Here is a 22143-nt window from a genome sequence, read left to right as displayed (position 1 = left end):
AGCGTCTCGTTGCAAGTCCGCCGCAGGCTTCCGACAATGGCCGTGCTCGAGACTTCTCGCTACGGCTCCCCTAATGACGGCTAGCTTCGCATACTTGCGGCGATCCCTGTATGGCATCGCCTGTTTCATGGTTCTTTCCTCTCCTGCTGCCGCCCAGGTGGCACCGGAGCTCACCGCCGCCGAACAGGCCGTGCAACGCGCCACCCAGGCCGATGCCGACCAGTACGCACCCGATCTGGTCAATCTGGCCCGCCAGGAACTGATGCAGGCCCAGCAGGCTCAACTGGACAAGCGCCAGCGCAAGCAGGTGCCACAGATCGCCTTGCGCGCAGCGGCCGACGCCGATCTGGCCAAGGCGCGCAGCGAAGAGGCGGTGGTCACCGCCCAGCTGGAACAGCGGCGCAAGGAAGTGGCGCAACTGCAGAACAGCCTCAACACCGGGGAGGCCGGCCGATGAAACTGCGTCCGCTTCTCTATCTGGGCGTACTGAGCCTGGGCACCCTGCCGTCGCTGGCAATGGCGGCCAAGGACGACCCGCAGGCCGACGCGCTCAACCGGCGCCTGGCCGCGCTGCAGAACGACCCGCAGACCAATGAACTGGCCCGCTTCGAGCGGCTGCAGGCGCAGCAGAGCGTGGCGGCGCTGGCCGAGGCCAAGCGGCGCGACCGCGATGAGCTGGTGTTTCTGGCCGACCGTCGGGTCGAAATCGCCGAACTCACCGCCCGCACCGCACTGGCGCGGCGCGAGCTGGATCGGCTGGAAGGCACCCGCAACGACCTGCTGATCGAAGCCAGCCGCCGTGACGCCTCGCGCGCGCGCCAGGAAGCCGAGCGTCTGCGCGTGCAGGCGCAGATCCAGGCCGAAGAGGCCGAGCGCATGCGGCAGGCGGCCGAACAGGAAACCCTGGCCCGCCAGGACGCCGAGCTGGCGCTGACCAGCGTGGCCGGCAAGCAGACCGCCAAGCTCAATGCGGCCCAGCAGAAAGCGGTGCAACTGGCGCATGAAGAGGCCGAGCTGGTGGCCGGGGCCAAGTTGCCGTCCGCCAAGTTCGACAGCCGCGGCGAAGTGTTTTCGCTGGGCAGTGGCGCCTTCGGTGGCAAGGCCGCGCTGTCCGGCGACGCCGCGGGGCAGGCCAAGGCACTGGCCGAGTATCTGAACATCGGCAAAAAAGGCCGGGTCAGCATCGTCGGCTACGACAGCGATGCGGCCACCGCCAAGAAGCGGGCCGAAGCGTTACGCGATGCCCTGGTGGCTGCAGGCGTTGCCAGCGCACGGCTGCAGGTCAATGGCACCAAGGCCGCCGCCAGCAAGACGCGCGCTGCCGAGGTGGTTGTCTCGCCGTAATGCAAGTGGTTGGAAGTTAAGGTCTTTTAACCCGGGCATGACGCCCGGTTGAACCGCGGTCACTGATTGAGGCAGGGAACGGCAAAAGCAGCCGTTCTGGCCTTGAACCCCCTCCGCGACCGGCGTAGGGTCGTACTCCCGGGCAGCACTCCGCTGCCTGGAAGTACGGAGGGCCGGGCCAGTGACGCAAGGGCACGTATCAACGCAATTCGGTGGACAGCTTTTTGGTTCCGCCAGTGCGCTTGCCATTGTGATCCGCGAGTCTTCCATCCCCAAGCAGCGCCCCGTGCCGCCCGCGGCCGGGGCGTTCTTGTTTTAAGTGTTTCAAGTGAAGGAGGTAACGCCATGTTCGAAGGGCAACCGCAGACCGAAATCGACGCATTGGTCAAGTCCGATCCCGAGTTCAAGCAGCTGTACCAACGCCACAAGCTCTTGAACAAGAAATGCATGGATGCCGAACTCGGGGTGCTCCCCATCGACGACGTGACCTTGGGCCAGATGAAGCGCGAGAAGTTGCAGGCGAAAGAAAAGCTCACCCGGATGTACGACCAGCTCACCCACTGATCCTTCCCCACCACTAGAACAAGTTCACCGCCGCGGGCGGTGGCGGCCTCCTCGTCGGCTTGCCACCGTCCGCGTCTTTATTTGCGCATCTGCGTGTCACGCGCCCGGCGGCAGGGCGCGATGCCCGTCTGGCGGCCGCGCAGTCAGGCCGATGGTGGTGGCGCAGCGCTGGTTGAGCCCGCCCGTTCACAGGCCGGCGCGATCGGTTCCAGTCTGAATGAGCATTCCCCAGCCGTTCGTCGGATAATGGGCGGCCAAGCCCCGCGCGACGCAGTGACGATATTCCGATGGCGATCCATTCCTCCGTACTCGAACTGATCGGCAACACGCCGATCGTCAAGGCACAGCACCTGGACACCGGCGTCTGCGAGCTGTTCCTCAAGCTGGAGGCGGCCAACCCCGGCGGATCGATCAAGGACCGCATCGGCCTGTCGATGATCGAGGCGGCCGAACAGCGTGGCGACCTCACCCCGGGTGCGACGCTGGTCGAAGGCACTGCCGGCAACACCGGCCTGGGTCTGGCACTGGTCGCCCAGCAGAAGGGCTACCGGTTGATCCTGGTGGTGCCGGACAAGATGAGTCGCGAGAAGATCTTCAACCTCAAGGCCATGGGCGCCCAGGTGGTGCTGACCCGTTCGGACGTGGCCAAGGGCCACCCGGAGTACTACCAGGACCTGGCCGCCAAGATCGCCACCGAGACCCCGGGCGCCTACTTCATCAACCAGTTCGGCAACCCGGATAACCCGGCTGCGCACGAATTCGGCACCGGCCCCGAGATCCTGGCGCAGATGGACAACGATCTGGACGCGATCGTGTTCGGCTGCGGCAGCTCCGGCACCATGACCGGCCTGTCGCGCGCCTTCGCCACCGCCTCGCCGCACACCGAGCTGGTGCTGGCCGACCCGGTCGGCTCGATCCTGACCCAGTACATCGAAGAGGGCACGGTCAGCGAGAAATCCGGCAGCTGGCTGGTCGAAGGCATCGGCGAGGACTTCCTGCCGGACATCTCCGATTTTTCGCGGGTCAAGAAGGCCTATTCGATCACCGACGCGGAAAGCTTCCACACCGCGCGCGAGCTGCTGGCCAAGGAGGGCATCCTCGGCGGCTCGTCCACCGGTACCCTGCTGGCCGCCGCGCTGAAGTATTGCCGCGAGCAGACCACGCCCAAGCGCGTGCTGGTGTTTGTCTGCGATACCGGCAACAAGTACCTGTCCAAGATGTACAACGACTACTGGATGCTGGACAACGGCTTCCTGGAGCGCCCGCAGCATGGCGACCTGCGCGACCTGATCCTGCGCCCGTACAACAAGCGCGATACCGTGGTGGTCGGGCCGAAGGACCTGCTGACCACCGCCTACCAGCGCATGAAGCTGTACGACGTCTCGCAGCTGCCGGTCATCGATGACGGCGAGTTGGTCGGCATCGTCGACGAGAGCGACGTGTTGCTGCATGTGTACGGCGACGAGGCACGCTTCCGCGACCCGATCTCCACCGCCATGGTCAGCAAGCTCGATCGCCTGGATGTCGCCTCACCGATCGAGGCGCTGCTGCCGGTGTTCGACCGCGGCCAGGTCGCCATCGTCATGGACGGCAACCAGTTCCTGGGCCTGATCACCCGCATCGACCTGCTCAATTACCTGCGCCGCCGCGTGCAGTGATCGCAGCTGGCCGCGCGCCCGGATGGGACGCGCGGCACCGGCCATTCAGACCTGCTTGCTACAATCCGCCACTTTTTCCGGGAACCTCCATGTCCAATCGCACCACACCCAGCCACGATGGCGAGCGCGCACTCTCGCTCGCCACGTTGGCGATCCATGGAGGGCAGTCGCCGGACCCCAGCACCGGGGCGGTGATGCCGCCGATCTACGCGACGTCCACCTATGCGCAGTCCAGCCCGGGCGAGCACCAGGGCTTCGAGTATTCGCGCACCCACAACCCCACCCGCTTTGCCTATGAGCGCTGCGTCGCGTCGCTGGAAGGCGGCACGCGTGCGTTCGCGTTCGCCTCCGGCATGGCCGCCACCTCCACGGTGATGGAGCTGCTGGACGCCGGCAGCCACGTGGTGGCGATGGACGACCTGTATGGCGGCACCTTCCGCCTGTTCGAGCGCGTGCGTCGCCGCACCGCCGGCCTGGATTTCAGCTTCGTCGACCTGACCGATGCGGCCGCCTTCGAAGCCGCGATCCGTCCCGGCACCAAGATGGTGTGGATCGAAACCCCGACCAACCCGATGCTCAAGCTGGTCGATATCGCCGCCATCGCTGCGATCGCGCGCAAGCACGGCCTGCTGATCGTGGTCGACAACACCTTCGCCTCGCCGATGCTGCAACGTCCGCTCGGCCTGGGCGCCGACATCGTCGTGCACTCGGCCACCAAGTACCTCAACGGCCACTCGGACATGGTCGGCGGCATCGCGGTGGTCGGCGACAACGCCGAACTGGCTGAGCAACTGGCTTTCCTGCAGAACTCCATCGGCGGCGTGCAAGGCCCGTTCGACAGCTTCCTCGCGCTGCGCGGCCTCAAGACCCTGCCGCTGCGCATGCGCGCGCATTGCGAGAACGCGCTGGCGCTGGCGCAATGGCTGGAAACCCACCCTGCGATCGAAAAGGTGATCTACCCCGGCCTGGCCTCGCACCCGCAGCACGCACTGGCCCAGCGCCAGATGTCCGGCTTCGGCGGCATCGTCTCGATCGTCCTCAAGGGCGGCTTCGAGGCGGCCAAGCGTTTTTGCGAGAAGACCGAACTGTTCACCCTGGCCGAATCGCTCGGCGGCGTCGAAAGCCTGGTCAACCATCCCGCCGTCATGACGCATGCCTCCATCCCGGTGGCCCGCCGCGACCAGCTTGGCATCAGCGATGCACTGGTGCGGTTGAGCGTGGGGGTTGAGGATTTGGGGGATTTGCGGGCCGACCTTGATGAAGCGCTCCGGAGCTGACATGCACGATGTGCTGCAACGGGCGACTCGCATTTCGCCGACCGGTCCATTTCATGCATGGTTACACTATCCCAGTCTGACAATGGAGATGACCAGGCGTGACGTGCTTGGTCGCTATCGCGGCGCGAGCTTTGGTCTGCTGTGGTCGTTGATTAGTCCTTTCATGATGCTGGTCATCTACACACTGGCATTTGGTTACGTGCTGAAATCACGCTGGCCGGGTACCAGCGGCAACATTGCGGACTTCGCCATGTTGCTGTTCCTCGGGTTGATCGTGCATGGGCTGTTCGCCGAATGCTTGTCGCGTGCGCCTACCTTGATCATCGGTAATTCCAACTTGGTCAAGCGGATCGTCTTTCCGCTCGATGTGTTGCCGTGGACGATGGTGTTGTCTGCACTGTTCCACGCTTTCACCAATTCGTTGGTCTTTGTCCTGCTGAACCTGCTCGTGCGGCATGAGCTGCATCCGACGCTGATCTTCCTTCCGTTCGTCTTTCTGCCGCTGGCAGTGGGATTGCTCGGGTTGGGGTGGCTGCTGTCTTCCCTTAGCGTATTCCTGCGCGACATCGGCCAGATGACTGGCGTGATCGCCACGGCAACGCTGTTCCTGTCCTCCGCCATCGTTCCGGTGAGCACGCTGCCACCGAAGTACCAATTCGTTTTCCACCTCAATCCCCTGACGTTCATCATCGACGAGGCCCGTGACGTCGCGTTCTGGGGGCGTGCGCCGGATTGGACGGGGTTGGGGCTATATACGCTTGGTGCGTTGGCGTTCGCCTATTTTGGCTATTTCGTTTTTCAGAAGACGCGTCGGGGATTTGCCGATGTCCTCTGAACTCCAGGTTGCGCCACACGCTGACAGCCCAATTTCCGGCGACGCCGACCTGATCGTCGACGCACGCGGAGTCGGCAAGTGCTACCACATCTACGATCGGCCTTCACACCGTCTGTTGCAGGGCTTGGTCGGCGGCTCGCGGCGCTATTACCGGGAATTCTGGGCACTGCGCGGCGCCGACTTGCAGGTGCGTCGCGGTCAGACGGTGGGCCTCATCGGCCGCAATGGGTCGGGTAAGTCGACGTTCTTGCAGATGATTGCCGGCACGTTGACTCCAACGGAGGGCAGCATCCAGGTAAAGGGGCGCGTCGCAGCGTTGTTGGAACTGGGAAGCGGCTTTAATCCTGAATTCACTGGGCGCGAGAACGTCTATCTCAATGCCGCCATTCTCGGATTGAGCAAGGATGAAGTGGATGCAAGCCTCGATCGTATTCTCGCATTTGCCGACATCGGCGCGTTCATCGACCAGCCGATACGCAGCTACTCCAGTGGCATGGTCGTGCGCTTGGCGTTTGCGGTGCAGGCGCAGGTACATCCGCAATTGTTGATCGTCGACGAAGCCTTGTCGGTCGGTGACGCAAAGTTCCAGGCCAAGTGCTTTGCGCGTCTGAAACAGCTCAAGGACGACGGCGCTTCGATCCTGCTGGTCAGCCATTCGGCCGATCAGATCGTCCAGCATTGCGAGTTTGCCCAGCTGCTGGACAGCGGCCGCGTTCTGCGTCAAGGCAAACCCAAGGACGTGGTCAATGCCTACTACAACCTGTTGTTCGGTAGCGGAGATAGCGATGCTCCCTCGTCCGATGCAGGCGAAAGGGATACAGCTGCGCCCGTCGAAGACACGTTGCCGTTTTCCGGTGAAGGCAGCGGCTACGAGTCTCGCCCCAACTACAACCCACACGAATTCCGCTGGGGCGACGCTGCCGTACGCATCACCGACTTCGAATTGCGATCGGCGCAAACGCTCTACCCACCAATTATCGAGTCCGGCCAGGAAGTGCGCCTCGTGGTCAGGATGGTGTTCGATCGCGAGGTGGTCAGGCCGATCGTCGGTTTCACCCTGAAGACGACCGAGGGAGTTGTGGTTTACGGCACCAACAGCGAGTACAAGCCGCTGCCTGCGTTTGCGGCAAGTGGCATCGCCGGCACCACGATCGATGTCGTGGCCGCATTCCGCTGCGACCTTGCCGATGGCGACTATTTCTTATCCGTCGGGGTGGCCAGTCGCGGCGAAGAAGATGTGGTACCCCATGATAGACGCTACGACAGTATCCATTTCAAAGTGATCAACGCCGACTTTTTCGGTATGGGCGGGCTTGACATGAGGCTGGAAATAGCCAGCTCTCGCCAGTCCGGCTGACCAGTTGCGTCGATGATTCAAGGGAATAATTGTATGAATGACCTATTGGTAGCAGCTGGCTACGTCCTGCCTGCGGATGTTGCCGTGTGGCGCCGCGAGGGCTACGACAGTATCGACTACAGCGATGGGGACAGCTCTGAAGACGGGCTATTGGCAACCTTGCGCGCCGCCGCCGATGTCGGCGTGTTTTCCGCTGAACTGGCAGCAGCCTGCGTCGATTGGCCGAGTCGTTATCACCTGTCCACGGAGCGGGCGAATCTGCTGCGCCCGTTCGCGCAGTATCTTCAGCCGGGCGCGAAAGTTCTCGAAATTGGCGCCGGATGTGGCGCCATCACGCGCTATCTCGGCGAAAGCGGGGCAGACGTCCTGGCGCTGGAAGGGTCGTTGCGGCGCGCCAGCATTGCCCGCGAACGCACCCGCGAGTTGCACAATGTTGCGGTGGTGGCCGAGCGTTTTCAGGACTTCGCTGTTACCGAACGCTTCGACGTCGTGACGCTGATTGGGGTGCTGGAGTACGCCAGCCTTTTCTCCGATGCGCCGAATCCCGCGCTGCACATGCTGCAGGCGGCGAAGCAACTGTTGGGACCGGGGGGGCGTCTGATTTTGGCCATCGAGAATCAGCTGGGTCTTAAATACATGGCTGGCATGCCGGAAGACCATCTGGGGCATCCGATGGTCGGGCTTGAGGATCGTTACCAATCACGCGGCGCACGTACCTATGGACGCAACGAGCTTGCCGGGCTGCTTCGGGATGCCGGGTATGCGCGGAGTCGTTTCGCGGCACCGTTGCCTGATTACAAAATGCCGGCAACCATCCTGACCGAATACGGCCTCTCTGCCGCCCCGTCGTTGTTCGATGCCGGCGCGCTGGCGGCACAGGCGGTGCGTCGCGATCCGCAACTCACGCCAACGACATTCAACCTGCAGCGCGTTTGGCCGGTGGTCGCAGCCAATGCTTTGGCGCTGGATCTGGCTAATTCTTTCCTGGTTGAAGCTGTGGTCGAAGATGCGGCAATGGCCGAACAATCTGCCTTGGCGTATCACTACAGTACGCAGCGTCTGGCTGCCTATGCCCGCGAGACGCGTTTCGTGGAGGGGGCGGATCGATCGTTGCGGGTACAAGCGCGCAAACTGTCAGACTCCTCTCAAGCAGAAGGCGAAGTTCGTTTGCAGGTGCAAAGCGATACCGCCTATTTTCAGGGGGCGTTGCTGGTCGAAGGAATTCGCGACGTACTGGCGCAACCCGGCTGGACTCAGGGCGACCTGGTCGCAGAAATGCGTCGTTATTTGCGTGCATTGGCTCAGGTGCTGCAGGGCGATGGGCATGCCGTTGCGCTGGACAGCCCAGACCGCGTATTGCCTGACGATTATCTCGATGCCACACCATCGAATTTGCTGCGCGCTGCCGATGGCCGGATCGTCTACTTCGATCGCGAGTGGATCGCTGAACGCCCGACGCTCGGCTGGCTGCTGCTACGCTCGCTACTGTTCACCTACGGTGGCACTGTTGTGGCCGCGATGGCAGAAGGCGAGCCGATCAATCTGCGAACTCTATTGTTGAACGTTCTGGCTGGATTGTTTGCTCCGGCGACAATCGCCGGATTCGAAACCTGGCTCGAACGCGAATTGGCGTTTCAACGACAGGTCACGGGCAAGGATCAGCGCGAAGCAATCGAGGGCATGCTCGATGCATCCGTGTTACGCGCGGCAGCAACCACGACAGCCGCCACGGGGAATTTGTCCATTGATGAAGGGTTCGCCTCGCTTCAGCACTCGCTGAATCTGGCGGGCCAGCATGGCGTGAATATGTACGCCTCCATCGCACAGCTGCATACAGCGCTTGGAGATGGCTTTGCACACATGCAGCCGATGCTGCAGCGGATCGAGGCCGTCGTTCAGCAACTCTCCGAAGGTCAGGCAGCGCTGCACGACCGGCTCGTCGCCACCGACGACCGTCTGGTTGACTCGATCGAGCACTGGGGCACTCAGCAGAGCGAACTGACCGATAGGCTCGGCGAGGTACTGACGAGGGTGGAGACCGCCGGTGTGTTGCGTGCCCTGGAAGCAAAGCTGGATGCCCTGGCTGCGACGCAGAGCCAGCAGATGGCCATGCTTACGAGGATACAAGAGCGCAAATGGTGGAAGCTGCGGTGACTGTATCGGAGCTTAGTCAACGATCCCCAACGCGACTGCACCTGGACGCGATACCGTTGGCCCATGTGGCTTGCGTGGCCTCCGGCGACCTCACGACCTGGGAATCTGTTGGGCTTGATCCACAGTTTGCGTTGACCCAGTCGGCATTCCCTCTAGCCGCCGGGTGGTACAGGCTGCGTGGTACGTTGCGGGAAGTGGACGGACGCTTGGTGAACCCCTGCCTTTATCCCGATTATGGCAATGGGATTGCCGAAGACACCCGCATCGATCTCGCGCTATCTGTCGGTCGTGGCGTGTTGGATGCGGTGGTGCATTTCTCCGCTCCATTGCAGGCGCTACGGTTCGATCCGACTGACGCATATGCAAGGTTTGAGGTGGGGGCGCTGGAGATTTACCGATTGAGCGAACGCGAAGCGTTCTGGTTGTTATTACGTGGTGGTGTCGGCGAGCGGTTGCGTGATACGCCACAAGCGGCGTTGGAGTTCGTCGATGATGCGCGGGTGCAATGGCGCGAGCAGGGTGCATCCGCATCATTGCAGGCGCTGCTTTGTGCTGAACGCCGTGATGCCAGGGCGCGTGATGCTGGTTATGCGACCTGGGCGCTACGCGAGGATCGGCTGCTGGCGGAGCTGGTGTCGTCAGCGCCTAACACCACTTCGGCGCAGGTTCCCGTTCTCTCGCTGATATTGCACGACCAAGAAGGGTCGAATTTTTCGGCCTGCCTTGAAGCGCTTGCATGTCTGGCCGGGCAGTCGGTCGAGATCGTGGCCGATGCCCGGCAGCTTGGCGAATGGCCGCAGGGCCGTGCGATACCCTCGATCCGCATGATGGGTGCTTCCGCGTTGCTGGGCGCTCGTCTGCGCGCCGCTCAAGGGATCTTCGTCGCTGTGCTTGCGGCGGACGATCGCATTCATCCAATGACCGTCAAGGTCCTGAACACTGCTGCTTGTTTGTTTCCCGCAGCGGCCGTGCTCTACAGCGACGAAGACAGGGTGCAGGAACAAGGGCAGCGATTCGCGCCCCTATTCAAGCCGGTTTGGGATCGTTTGCGCTGGTACGAACAGGACTATCTGGGGCGCAGTGCGTTCGTACGCAGGAAAGAGGTCGAGGACGGCCTACTCGATGGCCTGGATCCGGAAGTGCCGTGGTTCTCGCTGCTTTGCGCATTGATTCACGAGCGCGGCGCAACCCCGCTGCACTTGCCGCATGTGCTGCGCCACGTGAGGGGCGATGTCGGTCCCATCTATGCGCCATTTGCGCGTAACGAGGTGAATGCGGCGGCGCGTGCGCGCGTGCTCGTGCCCGCATTGCGCGCACAGGACGCTCAGATCGAAGTCCTGGGGCACAAGCGCCTGCGTGTGGATTACCGATTGGGTGCCGAGCCGGAGGTCGAGATCATCATCCCGACGCGCGACCGTATCGATCTTCTTGAGCGGTGCATTGGTACTCTTCTCGCCACGACAGCGTATTCGCGCTATCGCATCACCGTGGTGGATAACGGTTCCGTCGAAGCCCAATCGCATACCTATTTCAACACGATCGTCCAGGATCCTCGGGTACGGGTACTGCGTTACGATCGTCCGTTCAATTATTCTGCGATCAACAATTATGCCGTGGCGCAGTGCGCCGCCGAGATCGTGGTATTGCTCAACAACGATATCGAGATCACCGATGCGGGCTGGCTACAGCAGATGGTGCGGCTGGCTTCGCGCCCAGGCGCAGGAGCCATCGGTGCCAAGCTGTTTTACCCGGACGGCTCGCTGCAACACGCAGGCGTGGTGCTGGGCATCGGTGGCGTGGCGGCGCATGCCTTTGCCAATGCGCCGAACGATTTTGCCGGCGAATACGGGCGTGCTCTTGTGGTGCAGCGCTATTCGGCGGTCACCGCAGCCTGTCTGGCGGTGACGCGTGCGGCCTATGTCGCCGTTGGAGGCCTGGATGAATCGATCGCGGTGGCCTTCAATGACGTCGATTTCTGTTTGCGGCTACGGGCACAGGGTTACGAGAATGCGTGGACGCCACACGCCCAGGCCTATCATCACGAATCGGCTAGCCGGGGCGTTGAAGATGATCCAGAGAAGCAGGCGCGGTTCGCCGGCGAGGTCGCCACGATGATGGCGCGTTGGCAGCAGGTCCTCGCTGCAGACCCAGCTTATAGCCCATGCCTGTCGCTTGATAGCCCCGCCTTTTCGCTGGATCCGGACCGCCATGCGGAAACGCTGGCGAGGGGTTTACAGCCCGTTTATCCTGTAGAATACCTACCCTCGGTGACCCGAGGGACTTTCCCCGAGGGCTAGATGTCCGAAACACTTGCACTTAGCGTTATTCCCCTGCAGCAGATTGCGCCGCTGGCCTCGACATTCCCGACCACCGCAGCGCACGACGCAAGGTGGCGCGCCTCTGGCAGCGATCCCCAGGTGCAATTGCATTGGGAAGGCGAAGATCTAGCCGGGGGCTGGTATCTGCTCAGCGGCGAGTTGTCTATCTATCGCGGGCGCATGTTCGCGCCGGTGCTGTATCCATCCTACCGTGTCAGGCAACTTGGTGAGGCCGATCGCATCGATCTTCCGTTGAACCTACTCAGCGGAGAAACGTGCCGATTCGAGATCGTGATCCGTCTGGTGGAGCCGACCACACGCATCCGCTTCGATCCATCGGTGGCTCCGATGGATTTCAGTCATTCATCTCTTCACTTGCGGCGCATCGAGCGCGGCGAAGCTATGCAGCGGTTATTCAGCACATCGCTCGCACAGCGCAAAGGCAGTGTAAGCAAGCTTAGACTCTTGGCACGAACGACGATCGACGTGTTGACCAAGGGCCTTCGCAAGATGGCTGATCGCCTCTATCACGAGTATTCGGCGCGCATGTCCTCGGGGTCGTTCTCCGATTACGAAGTGTGGCAGGAATTTTACGATTGCCGTGACGCTGCATGGGAGGAGGCCGTCAACGCCGAACTCGCTTCCTTGGCGCGCAGACCGCTGGTATCGGTCATCGTGCCGACCTATAACACTCCCGAGCGTTGGTTGCGCCGCTGCATCGAAAGCGTGCGCGAGCAGGTGTATCCACATTGGGAGTTGTGCATCGCCGACGATGCTTCCACCGATCCTGCGGTGATGCGTTTGCTTGTCGAATATGCTGAGCTCGACGAGCGCGTGCGGTTCCAGCGACGCGAGCAGAACGGACATATTTCTGCGGCATCGAACACGGCGCTGCAAATGGCCCGCGGTGAGTTTGTGGCATTGCTTGACCACGATGACGAATTGCATCCCCTGGCGCTGCTCAAGAGTGTCCAGGCGTTCGAGAACAATCCGCACTGGCAGATGCTGTTTACCGACGAAGACAAGATAGACGTTGAGGGGAAACGCTCGGATCCCTATTTCAAGTCGGACTGGAATCCAGATCTATTCCTTTCGCAGAATTGCGTCTGCCACTTGACCGTTTATCGTACCGAAGTCGTACGTGCGGTCGGCGGGTTCCTCGAAGGGTTCGAGGGCGCCCAGGATTGGGATCTGACGTTACGGGTCGCCGAAAAGCTCCCGCACCATACGATCGGCCATCTTCCGTTCGTGCTGTATCACTGGCGCATGATCAGCGGCTCTACCGCGATGGCGCCAGGCGAGAAATCGTATGCACACCTTGCCGCGCTGCGTGCAGTTCAATCGCATTTGGATCGCACCGGCAACGGCGGCAAGGTGCTGGAGATGTCGAGCTACAGCGGCTACTTCCGTATTTCCTATCCGTTACCCGAATCGCGGCCTCTGGTCAGTCTGCTGATTCCCACCCGCGACCGCATCGATCTGCTCAAGCAGTGCATCGATTCGATTCTGGAACGTACCGATTATCCGAACTACGAGATCGTGGTCATCGACAACGATTCCCAGGAGCAGGCCTCCAGGGAGTATTTCGCGCAGGTGCAGCAGGATCCGCGCGTTCGCGTGTTGCCGTATCCGCATCCGTTCAATTACTCGGCGATCAATAACGCCGGCGCGCGCGTTGCGCGCGGGACGGTGCTGGGGCTGCTCAACAACGATATCGAAGTCATCAGTCGCGACTGGCTGGACGAGATGGTCGCCCACGCGCTGCGTCCGGAGATCGGTGTGGTGGGCGCGATGCTGTACTACCCGAACAACACGATCCAGCATGCCGGCGTGATCCTCGGCATCGGCGGCGTGGCCGGTCACTGCTATGTGGGCATGGCGCGTGGCTGGCCCGGCGATAAGCATCGCGGTGGTCTGGCGCAGAGTTTGAGCGCAGTGACTGCGGCCTGTGCGATCGTGCGTCGCTCGGTATTCGAGCAAGTCGGCGGATTGGACGAGCAACTGGAAGTGGCTTTCAACGACGTCGACTTTTGCCTGCGCGTTCGCGAAGCCGGCTACCGCAACCTGTGGACCCCGTTCGCCGAGCTCTACCACCACGAATCGGCTTCGCGCGGCTACGAAACGACCCCGGAGAAGATCGCCCGCTTCAAGCGCGAAGAAAGCTTCATGAAGGCGCGCTGGGGCAAGGCGTTGCAGCAGGATCCTTACTACAATGTCAACCTCACGGTGGAATCCACTCCGTTCACGCTGGCCTATCCGCCACGCCCTTGGGAGCCGCAACTTTCGGGTCGAGCGCTTGCATGAGCGCGCGCCGTTGTGTCGCAGGCGTCGGGATGAGGAGCCGGCTGCCTTGGTTTGCGCTGGCGATCGGCGTGATGCTCACCGGGTGCTATAGGCAGCCGCCGATTTCCGACGAAGGCATCGCTGCGGCGACCGAGCCGGCATTCGCGAAATATGCCGGGCCGGTCTCCGACTTGCCTGCCGGGGGGCGCTGCAGCCTGGATGCGGTCGACGGCAAGCCGGCCCAGCAGGCCCGGGTCAGGTCGCGCGGCTGGGTTACGTTCGCCGGCTGGATGGCCGATGCCGCTGACGCGGTGCCGGATGGTGCGACCCTCGTGCTGAACTCCGCTGCGGCGTCGTACGCGGTTCCCATCGTGGCTGGGGGAGAACGACCGGATGTCGCAGAGGCGTTCGGTAAGCCGGCGCTGCTGCGATCGGGCTACAACCAAAGAGCATGGTTGCCTGCCATCCAGCCCGGAAGCTATCGCGTCTTCCTGTTATATGGACGCGACAAGGTTGCATCGGCATGCGTGATGGGAACGCTCGTCGCTGGAGAGCCTTGAGCGCCGCTTCTGGTGCCGCAATTGCTGGCGCTCGCTAGCCGCTGCTAGCGCACATCGTTCGGCGAGGCAAAGCTTTCCAGCTGCCTGGGCCGGTCGCTGCCGGAAAGCGCCTGGAGAAGATACGGATCGTGCAGGAGCTGGTGTAGCCGCTGCGAATTCGGATAAGGCAGCGGCAACTGCCCGCTTTCGAACGTTACGTCATCCTTGGAGGCGATGTAGTACAGCACGCCTTGCGCCTGAGCTTGCGTTGCTTCGTGGCGTGCGCGCAGCGCCTCCATATCGACGTGGAATCGCTCGACCCAGCCACCGAATAGGGTCAGCATAAAAAGCGCTGCCACTGCATAAGTTCCACGTTGGGCCAGCGCGGTAAAGGTATGACGGAGCTGCACTAGGCGGATGGCGAACCAGGCATTTGCGAACAACCCGGGAATGAGAATCTCCGTATAGCGCGGGGACAGCTCCACCAGGTCGTGTCCACGACCGTAGGCGATGGCGGCCGCCTGCAGGCCGCCCCAGGCCAGCAAGCCGGCCATTGTGATGTCCGTCTTGTCGGCCGGTCGGGCATGGAGCGTCAACACCACGCCGAGAACGCCCGGGAGCCAAAGCAGCAGCGCAGGCGCGTGCATGCCGCGCACCGGCCAGCTCAACACGCGCGTCAGGCCGCCAAGCAGTTCGAGCGCGGATTGCGCGCGCATGACCGCGTGCTGGGGAATGACCGGCATGGCTTTGTAAGCCGCCACGGCGATGGCCATCAGCAGACAAATGGCCAGTACCGGCGGCCACTTGCGCCCCGGCAGCAGCCAGGCGGCCAGCGCATACGTAATCGCCGCTGCGACCGGCGTCAGCAGGCCGGATGCCATCGTGAGCACGCTGATTACGGAAAGCGCGACAACGCCGCTGATGGCGACGACACGATCATGTCTCGCTGCAGCAAGCGAGATCGCCAAGACCGCAAACAGGATCAGGAAGTAGAACTGGCTCTGGAAGCCGACCAGGAAGTTCTCCCAGGAGTAGGGCAGAACCGCTGCGCAGATCGCCACCGCGACCAACAAGAAACGCGAGCGCAGCGACGCGCCGATGCGCATGCCGTGCCAGACCAAAATGGCGGGAATCATTGCGTAGATCGCCGCGCTGATTCTGGCTTCGTAGACGTTGTTCCACTGCCCGGTTGCGAGATAGCTCGCCAGCGTCACCAACTTCGTCGGAAGAATCCGATGTTCGTTGTGCGCATGCAACAGCTCGGCCAAGCCTAGCGAGCCCGACAGCAGCGGTTTCAGCAGATTGTCGCCTTCCCCGTCCCATTGATCCCAGAAAGGCATGCTGACGGCAAAGTGTTCGATGTAAAGCAGACGCGCAGCGAGTGCGATCAGGCCCACTGCCACCGCTATCAACCATGTCGGATAGGGCCGGCCCTGACCAAGGCCGCCGCTTGCATGGCGCATGGCGACACCGTTCATGCCGGCCGCTCTTTGAAGGTGAGGGCCTTGTGGCCAAAATAGCTGGTGAAGACCGGTACCGCGACGCCGATCGCGTGCGCCAGCGTTTCAGGATGGAAACGCATGCCCATCGCCGGAAAAATCCAGCGTGCGAAGACCAGGCTGCAGACGAGCGTCTGCAGCACGGCAGCGATATTGATCAGCGTGAACCAGATGGCCTGATGTTTCAGGCCGGTGCTGGCGGCTTCGAAGACGAACATGCGGTTGAGCACGAACGCCGTGAGCATGCCGATGAGATAGGCCACCACGATCGACCCTGTGTACGGCATGACATGGCCGAGCAGGATGCGCGAGCCGAAGTTGGCGGCGGCAGCGGTTCCTCCCGCCAGCAAGAACTTGATGAACTTGCGCGATGTCATGCGCGAAGCACGGCTTCTGCCAGGCGGTCAGCCGTCTGCAGGCTCTCGGAGATCGAACGGTCTTCGGGATAGTAGTAAGCAGTGTCGGCCATGAAAAACCCATTCAGTGGCGTCCGCATCGCCGGGAGGCGATCCTGGAAGCCCGGCGGGCAGATGGTCTGCGCGAATTCATAGCGGTGGCAGTGGGTTGCCAGGACCCAGTCGCGCTGGAATGACGGATTCAGCTTCGGCAAGTAGCCGAGCACCTCTTCGATCAGCGCTTCGTTACTCATGCTCCATTTCGGATGGGTCTTGGGCATGTAGAACGGGGCGTACAGGATCTTCTGTCCCGGCGGCGTGGTGGGATTAAGGTTGCTGTATTCGATCACACCCGGAATCGCGATGTTCGGGTCGCTGATATTCATCCAGAAATTTTCGCTGACCGCCTGCTTCAATTTGAGGATGACACAGGCGACCGGAATATTTTCGATGGCGCGGATCTGGGCGCTGAAATCGGGAGGCAGGCCCGGGACCATCGCTGGCACATACTGGATGGGCGCGGTGGATACGACGGCATCGTAGGGCAGGAACTGACCGCCCGCGCGAACGCCGCTGACGCTGCCGTTTTCGCTGACCACTTCGTCGATGCCCTGCGACAGCAGAATGCGGCCTCCGCGAGCGGTGATGTCTGCGGCCATCTTGTCCAGCAGGGTCATCGAGCCGCCATCCAGGTAGCCGAGGCTCTCGTGCATGAGGCTGCGCCGCGACAATGCGATCCGCTTGATGCGCGTACCGATCCAGCTGGCGGACAGATTGTCCTTGTACTCGAAAAATTTCAGTCGGAATGCGTCCTTCCACATCACATCGTACGCCTTGTCGCCGATCCACTTGCGGATCCACGTGGTCGCATTGACCTTGTCCAGCGCCGTCCAGTCCTTGATGCCTTTGGTATACATGACGTGCAAGGCGTAGCGGAACTTGCTGATCGGCCCAAGGTGCGGGAAGCCCAGTAGCGCGAACGGCGTTCCCCATTTGTAGAGCTTTCCGTTGTAGAAATAGCCCATCTTGGTATCGGTCCAATGCAGCTTGTCGGACAGGCCGTAACGGCCCAGCAGAGCGAACAACGGATCGTCGGTCTTGCAGATGAAATGATAGTAGCGTTCGATGGGAAGGCCATCGAAATCGAAGGTCGCGGACATGCCGCCGATGCGGTCGTCGCGTTCGTAGATATCCACGCTGTGGCCGGCGTCGAGGAGCCGAACGGCTGCCATCAGGCCCATGGGGCCGGCGCCGACGATCGCGTAGTTCTTCTTTGAGGTCATGTCATTGGCTTCAGTAGAGGGTCGCCAGCGCCGGTAGTCACTGGGGACGTGGCAGGCAGGAGGCAAGTTTAGCGTGTCATCGCCATGGGTGATGCGGTGGCGGGGTGCGTTGGGTCCGCAGGGCCTGGGGCGCCATATGGAGCACGCCAGGCGTGAAAGGCCAGGATCAGCGGTGTGGCTGCGCTCAGTCCGAACAGGAACCAGCCGTCCCACGCCACGGACGCAAGACGGAATGCCGGATTCAGCAGGAAGCCGGAAAGGGCCACCCACATTGACTCTAGCGCGACGATCGACATCATCGTGGCGAAGGCGGCTTTGGATACGGGCCATGTGGCGCAGGCGTAGACGATCACAAATGGCGTCAGCACTTCCAGGCAATTTCTGCCCAGCCCATCGGTGCTGTATCCCCAATAGATCAGCATGGTAGCCAGCCCGGCCCCGAAGATGCAGTTGCGCAGATCGCGCAGGACCGCATCCGGCGGCGAGCGCACCAGCGCCGCATAGGCGAAACCAAAGGCACCGAAGCCGAGTTGTCCAGGCAGCGATTTCGCGTACTGAATGGTCCATCGCAAGGAATCCTGCACAGGACCGAATATCCAGTCGTGCATGGCGTCGGAAAAGAAGAACGCGGCGGGAGTCAGTGTCATCCACAGGTTGGAGACTCTTGCCGCTAGCCAACTGCCTACTCCGAGCGCCGGCTTGATGCCGCGTCCGTCGGCAAATACGTAGCTCATGAACGCATCGCCATGGCCCAACTGCCACTTGTAGTAAAGCCAGGGGAGCATGACCAGCAACAACATGCCCAGGAACCGACTGCTGGCCGCCGCGCTGCTTTGCCAGAACCCGGGGCCGCGCCGTTGGGCAACAAGCAGTAGGCCACTAACAGGCAACATCAATGCGCCCACCGGATGGCTCAGCCAGGCGAGCGCCGCAAATACCCCCGCGCGTGAGTAACGGCGATTCAGGACGTCGCCGACGACCAGCATGACGAAGTAGGCAGCCAGCAGCTTGGGCCACAGGAACACCACGTTGATGGTCAGCAATGGCGCCAGCGCCAGCCAGAGCGCGGCGCGGTGGCGCCGCTCGGCGGGCACGTTCAACGCACCCATCAGGTGCAGCGCCCCGAGGATGGGGAGCGCATTGAGCATCCATCCGAAGAGCCTCGCCAGATCCACGCCCGAGTCCACCCCAGGCCATTGCACTCGCGCCGAGGACGGTGGATCGCCCGGGGCGGCACCGAAAAGCTGCAGCAAGGTGTTGATGCCCAGCGGCACCAACGGACCGCGCGAGCCGATGGACCATTCGCCAAAATACTCGAATCTCTTTTCATCGCCATCGTAACGATGAAGGAGATAGACGGCGGTACCGTAAGGAATCACATGGTCCGGGGGAGATGCGACCATTCTGCCCGGAAGCTCTCCGTCGCCGCCGTATTCCTGCGCGACACCCTGGGGATTGAGGCCGATGCTGATCGCCTGCAGCAAGGCCAACACGATCGCGATAATGAAGATGCGATCTCCCGACCTTGGCGTTCCGGGGCCGTCACGCCCGATCCGACGGCGGTACAAGAGCGCGACGGCAAAAAGCAAATAGATGCCGGCCAAGCCGGCGCGAAGCCACTGCGCGGCCGATGCCGGCAGTATCCACAAAGCGAGGCCGTTCAACGCAAGCAGGATGATGCCTGGAACCGGCAGCAGGCTGAGCGGCAATGGGCCGATGCATGATCGCCATAACAAGCCCGGCAGCAACAGCAGGCCGGCAATCGCAACCGCATGCAGGGCGACGATCGCATAGGCGCTGGCATCGCCAGCGAGATGGCGCCGCTTGCCTAGGCCGAGACCACCCCAGCCAAATCCGCCTGTCGCATCATCCGTAAGCGTGAAGGTGATGTCGCCTGGGGCCCAGCCGGATGGCACGGAAAAATAGAGGGGTTGCCATTGTTCGTCGTCGCTCTTCTCTGGCAGAAGCGCGATCGGGGCTTGGCCGCTTTGCTGGGCGAGAAGCCGTACCGAACCGCCCTTGATGTAGCCGGCGGTGAACAGTTGCAGTCGCTGCAGGGATTTTCTCTTGACGGTTACCGCTAGCGTCGCGCGCGTGGCGTCGCCTTGCGCGCAATAAGTGATGGCCGATATGGCCACGCGCTCACTCGGGCGTAGGCTTGCCGATGAAGCGGCACGGCATCCCCCATCTATGGCCGGTATCGTCACCGCGGCGGCCGTGCCCGCACTGCACCACAGCAGTGCGAACGCGAGCGTTGCCTGCGCCAGGCGCAGCGCCGAGCGCCGCAATGCAGGGGTCAACACCGGCGGTTCTCGTCGTCCATCGCTTCCGGTGAAGCCAGGCTGCAGGCGGCGAGCAAGCCCCCGGCCAATGCCAGCGTGGCACCGATATGGATCGCGCAGGACGCGCCATCAAAGGGCCTGTCGAAGGCGTAGGCAAGTGCAGCGACCGCGACGTTGAGCGCGACGACGGCATAGAGCGCCAGCGGAAAACACTGAGCCAGCATGAGCAGTATCACCAGCATGCTTATCAGGAAGCTGAAGTAGGCGCCCTGATGGATGACCGTCTGTCCAGGTTCGTAGATCACCAGGATCCAGAACAGGAACGACAGCGCGGCGGCGAGCGCCAGGTCGGAGGGAAACCGCACCGGGCGCAGGCTGCGACGCTTGGCGAACGCATAGGCAACACAGGGCAGCAGCCACAGCGGCGACGCGAACCACATGGAATACGCGCCGTAGAAAAAGCTGTTCTCGACGACAGTGGCGATCGCGGCAGGACTGCGATTCCAGAACAGCGCCAAGGCCTCGCCGAAAAAGCTGAAACTGCCATGCATCAGGCTGTTAAGGTTGGAGGCGCGCCCGGCGAGCCATTGGTCGAGGCCGAGATCGGCATAGGCGGCGCTCAGTACGTGGAAGAAGGAATCGTGGGTGACCGGGACGTGGCCGGCGAAATGCCATTTCAGCAGTCTGTCGCCTGGCGGGTCGACGAGGCGCTGGTAGGCGACCCAAGGCAGGTAGGCAGCCACCGCAAGGGCGCCGGTCTTGACCAGCACCGGCAACGCTTGCCCGCGCTTCAGTAGCAGGAACGCGGCCGTGGACCCCACCAGGACGAACAGCGCTCCGCCATGCGACAGCATGGCCAAGGCTGCCGCAAGCCCGGCCATCGACCAGCGTGCCGGCCTGGCGATGCTGGCCGGTCCAAACAGGGCGATGTGGAAGATGGCGCAAAACGTCGCCGCGAAGAGCTTGGGCCATACGAACAGGCCGTTGAGCAGCACCAGCGGGGAAAGCGCGAGCGCGAAGACGATCGCGGCCCGTTGCGAACGCCGCGGCAGCGTGCCGACCAGGACGAGCAGCGGCACGAGCACCAGCGCTTGCGCCCACGTCGACAGGGCCTGATAGATCAGGCCGCCGTGCGGCAGCCAGGAATGGAAGAACAACAGATACAGGCCCGATTGCAGCGGCGGCCGATCGCTGCTCAGCCAGTCGCCGATCATCGGCACGTCCAGGCGCCCAGCCGAAACCATGTCGGCGAAGGTGAGCGGCAGCCACGAGTCCATCGGCAGGTTCCGCCAACGATTGGCGGCGATCTGCCAATCCTGTCCGTCCCATGAAAACGGATAAAGACCGATCCAGAGAATCAGCAATGCCAGCAGGAACGAGGGAAAGAAGAGGCGGTGCAGCGCGACGGCATCGGCAATCGGCGCCCGCCCCCGGCACAGCCGCAGCGGCAACGCGAGCAGCGGCAGGGCAGCAGCGCCGTAGGCGATGATTCCGCCGAGGGCGGGAGATGCAATGTAGCTCGCAATGACGCAGCCGGATGCCGCGCCGAGCGCCAGCACCGCGCAAAGCGCACGCGCCGGCGCAGTCCACGTTCGCGGCAGCAGCCAGCCGGCGAGGATCAGCCACAGATGCGCGGTCAGGATCGCCAATGCCATTGGCAGCGCGTGGGTGGGCAGCGTCGTGGCCAGGCCGGCACGATCAAAGCCCATGCCTGCCCAGCCGAACGTGCCGGTCGCATCGTCGACGAGCCGAAGGTAGAACGCGTGCGCCTGGGCCGCCTCGGGCAATTGCAAGGTGACCGGCTTCCAGCTGTCTCCGATCTTGTCTGCCTTCAGTGCCAAAGTGAAACTGCCGTCGGTAGCGACCGCCAGGACACGAACGCCCTCTGTACCGGGATACCCCGCCATCATCACAGTGACGCGGCGCGTCCCGGCGGGATATGCCGTTGTCCTGATCTCGCCGGTGGAAGCGTCGCCCTGATCGCAGTAGGTGATGCGCCCGTCGATGCTCGGCGCCTGCTTGATATAGGGGGACTGCTTCGGCGGGCAGCCGCCGCCCTGCACGAGGCCAGGGTGCGGAGACTGCTGGCATGCGAGCAGCGACATGCTCAGGATGACAATCGCATGCCATTTACGAAATAGGCGGAACATGGGCATTTCTTCGAAAAGTGAGGGAGCAAGGGCTCTGGCAAGGGGGGCGCGGATGCCGTCGCGCAGCATGCGAAGCATTCGTTTTCCCGGCGGCATCCGGGATAAGGCCGGAGCAACCGGCGTCCATGCACCCAAAAAAGGAACATACAGTCAATAAAAATGGCTTTATACGCCGCGCCCCACGTAGGTATTGGCGCGTGTTCCA

General features: G+C 62.5%; 16 protein-coding genes. 11 read left to right on the top strand and 5 right to left on the bottom strand.

Going from position 1 to position 22143, the window contains the following annotated elements; genetic code table 11:
* The first annotated feature begins 73 nt into the window (after nt 1-73).
* From ABQY74_RS17015 to ABQY74_RS16965, 11 genes are all read left to right on the top strand, one after another.
* Nucleotides 74-457, top strand: coding sequence for a DUF4398 domain-containing protein (locus ABQY74_RS17015; protein WP_039525328.1), 384 nt, complete (start codon nt 74-76; stop codon nt 455-457).
* A complete protein-coding gene (locus ABQY74_RS17010) occupies nt 454-1344 on the top strand; it encodes a membrane protein (protein WP_016900966.1) in 891 nt (296 codons plus the stop codon). Before ABQY74_RS17015 ends, ABQY74_RS17010 begins: the two co-directional genes overlap by 4 nt.
* Before the next feature lie 345 nt (nt 1345-1689).
* Nucleotides 1690-1908 carry a YdcH family protein gene (locus tag ABQY74_RS17005; RefSeq protein ID WP_002814034.1) on the top strand — a complete coding sequence of 73 codons (219 nt, stop codon included), beginning with the start codon at nt 1690-1692 and terminating at the stop codon, nt 1906-1908.
* A gap of 287 nt (nt 1909-2195) precedes the next feature.
* A complete protein-coding gene (locus tag ABQY74_RS17000; protein ID WP_046344410.1) occupies nt 2196-3566 on the top strand; it encodes a pyridoxal-phosphate dependent enzyme in 1371 nt (456 codons plus the stop codon).
* An 89-nt stretch (nt 3567-3655) separates the two neighbouring features.
* Nucleotides 3656-4843 carry a cystathionine gamma-synthase gene (locus ABQY74_RS16995; protein ID WP_349792440.1) on the top strand — a complete coding sequence of 396 codons (1188 nt, stop codon included), beginning with the start codon at nt 3656-3658 and terminating at the stop codon, nt 4841-4843.
* A 1-nt stretch (nt 4844) separates the two neighbouring features.
* A complete protein-coding gene (locus ABQY74_RS16990) occupies nt 4845-5678 on the top strand; it encodes an ABC transporter permease (protein WP_349792438.1) in 834 nt (277 codons plus the stop codon).
* Complete coding sequence (locus ABQY74_RS16985; protein ID WP_104589368.1) at nt 5668-7035, top strand: ABC transporter ATP-binding protein; 1368 nt, start codon at nt 5668-5670, stop codon at nt 7033-7035. Before ABQY74_RS16990 ends, ABQY74_RS16985 begins: the two co-directional genes overlap by 11 nt.
* 33 nt (nt 7036-7068) lie before the next feature.
* Entirely contained in the window at nt 7069-9189 is a 2121-nt protein-coding gene (locus ABQY74_RS16980; protein ID WP_349792434.1) for a class I SAM-dependent methyltransferase, read from the top strand.
* Between the two features lie 74 nt (nt 9190-9263).
* The gene (locus ABQY74_RS16975; RefSeq protein WP_349792432.1) at nt 9264-11486 is read left to right on the top strand and encodes a glycosyltransferase family 2 protein; all 2223 of its coding nucleotides are present in this window, start codon (nt 9264-9266) and stop codon (nt 11484-11486) included.
* Entirely contained in the window at nt 11487-13811 is a 2325-nt protein-coding gene (locus tag ABQY74_RS16970; protein WP_349792430.1) for a glycosyltransferase family 2 protein, read from the top strand.
* On the top strand, nt 13808-14350 hold the full coding sequence (locus tag ABQY74_RS16965; RefSeq protein ID WP_349792428.1) for a hypothetical protein: 543 nt from the start codon (nt 13808-13810) through the stop codon (nt 14348-14350). Before ABQY74_RS16970 ends, ABQY74_RS16965 begins: the two co-directional genes overlap by 4 nt.
* 44 nt (nt 14351-14394) lie before the next feature.
* Here the strand turns inward: ABQY74_RS16965 and ABQY74_RS16960 are convergent, their stop codons facing one another.
* The 5 genes from ABQY74_RS16960 to ABQY74_RS16940 all read right to left on the bottom strand — a co-directional run bounded on the left by ABQY74_RS16960 (nt 14395) and on the right by ABQY74_RS16940 (nt 22007).
* Nucleotides 14395-15807: a hypothetical protein gene (locus ABQY74_RS16960; protein ID WP_349792426.1), complete on the bottom strand. Its 1413-nt coding sequence runs from the start codon at nt 15805-15807 to the stop codon at nt 14395-14397.
* The gene (locus ABQY74_RS16955) at nt 15804-16205 is read right to left on the bottom strand and encodes a GtrA family protein (protein WP_179568611.1); all 402 of its coding nucleotides are present in this window, start codon (nt 16203-16205) and stop codon (nt 15804-15806) included. Before ABQY74_RS16955 ends, ABQY74_RS16960 begins: the two co-directional genes overlap by 4 nt.
* The gene (locus ABQY74_RS16950) at nt 16202-17506 is read right to left on the bottom strand and encodes an NAD(P)/FAD-dependent oxidoreductase (protein WP_349792423.1); all 1305 of its coding nucleotides are present in this window, start codon (nt 17504-17506) and stop codon (nt 16202-16204) included. The genes ABQY74_RS16955 and ABQY74_RS16950 overlap by 4 nt, the downstream gene beginning before the upstream one ends.
* A 68-nt stretch (nt 17507-17574) precedes the next feature.
* Entirely contained in the window at nt 17575-19809 is a 2235-nt protein-coding gene (locus ABQY74_RS16945) for a hypothetical protein (protein WP_349792421.1), read from the bottom strand.
* Entirely contained in the window at nt 19803-22007 is a 2205-nt protein-coding gene (locus tag ABQY74_RS16940; protein ID WP_349792419.1) for a hypothetical protein, read from the bottom strand. The genes ABQY74_RS16945 and ABQY74_RS16940 overlap by 7 nt, the downstream gene beginning before the upstream one ends.
* Nucleotides 22008-22143 lie beyond the last annotated feature (136 nt).

It is taken from the genome of Xanthomonas sp. WHRI 7064, from assembly GCF_040202355.2.
GTDB classification, from domain to species: domain Bacteria; phylum Pseudomonadota; class Gammaproteobacteria; order Xanthomonadales; family Xanthomonadaceae; genus Xanthomonas; species Xanthomonas arboricola.
Note: the sequence above shows the minus strand (reverse complement) of the source record. Positions and strands in the feature narration are given on the sequence as shown.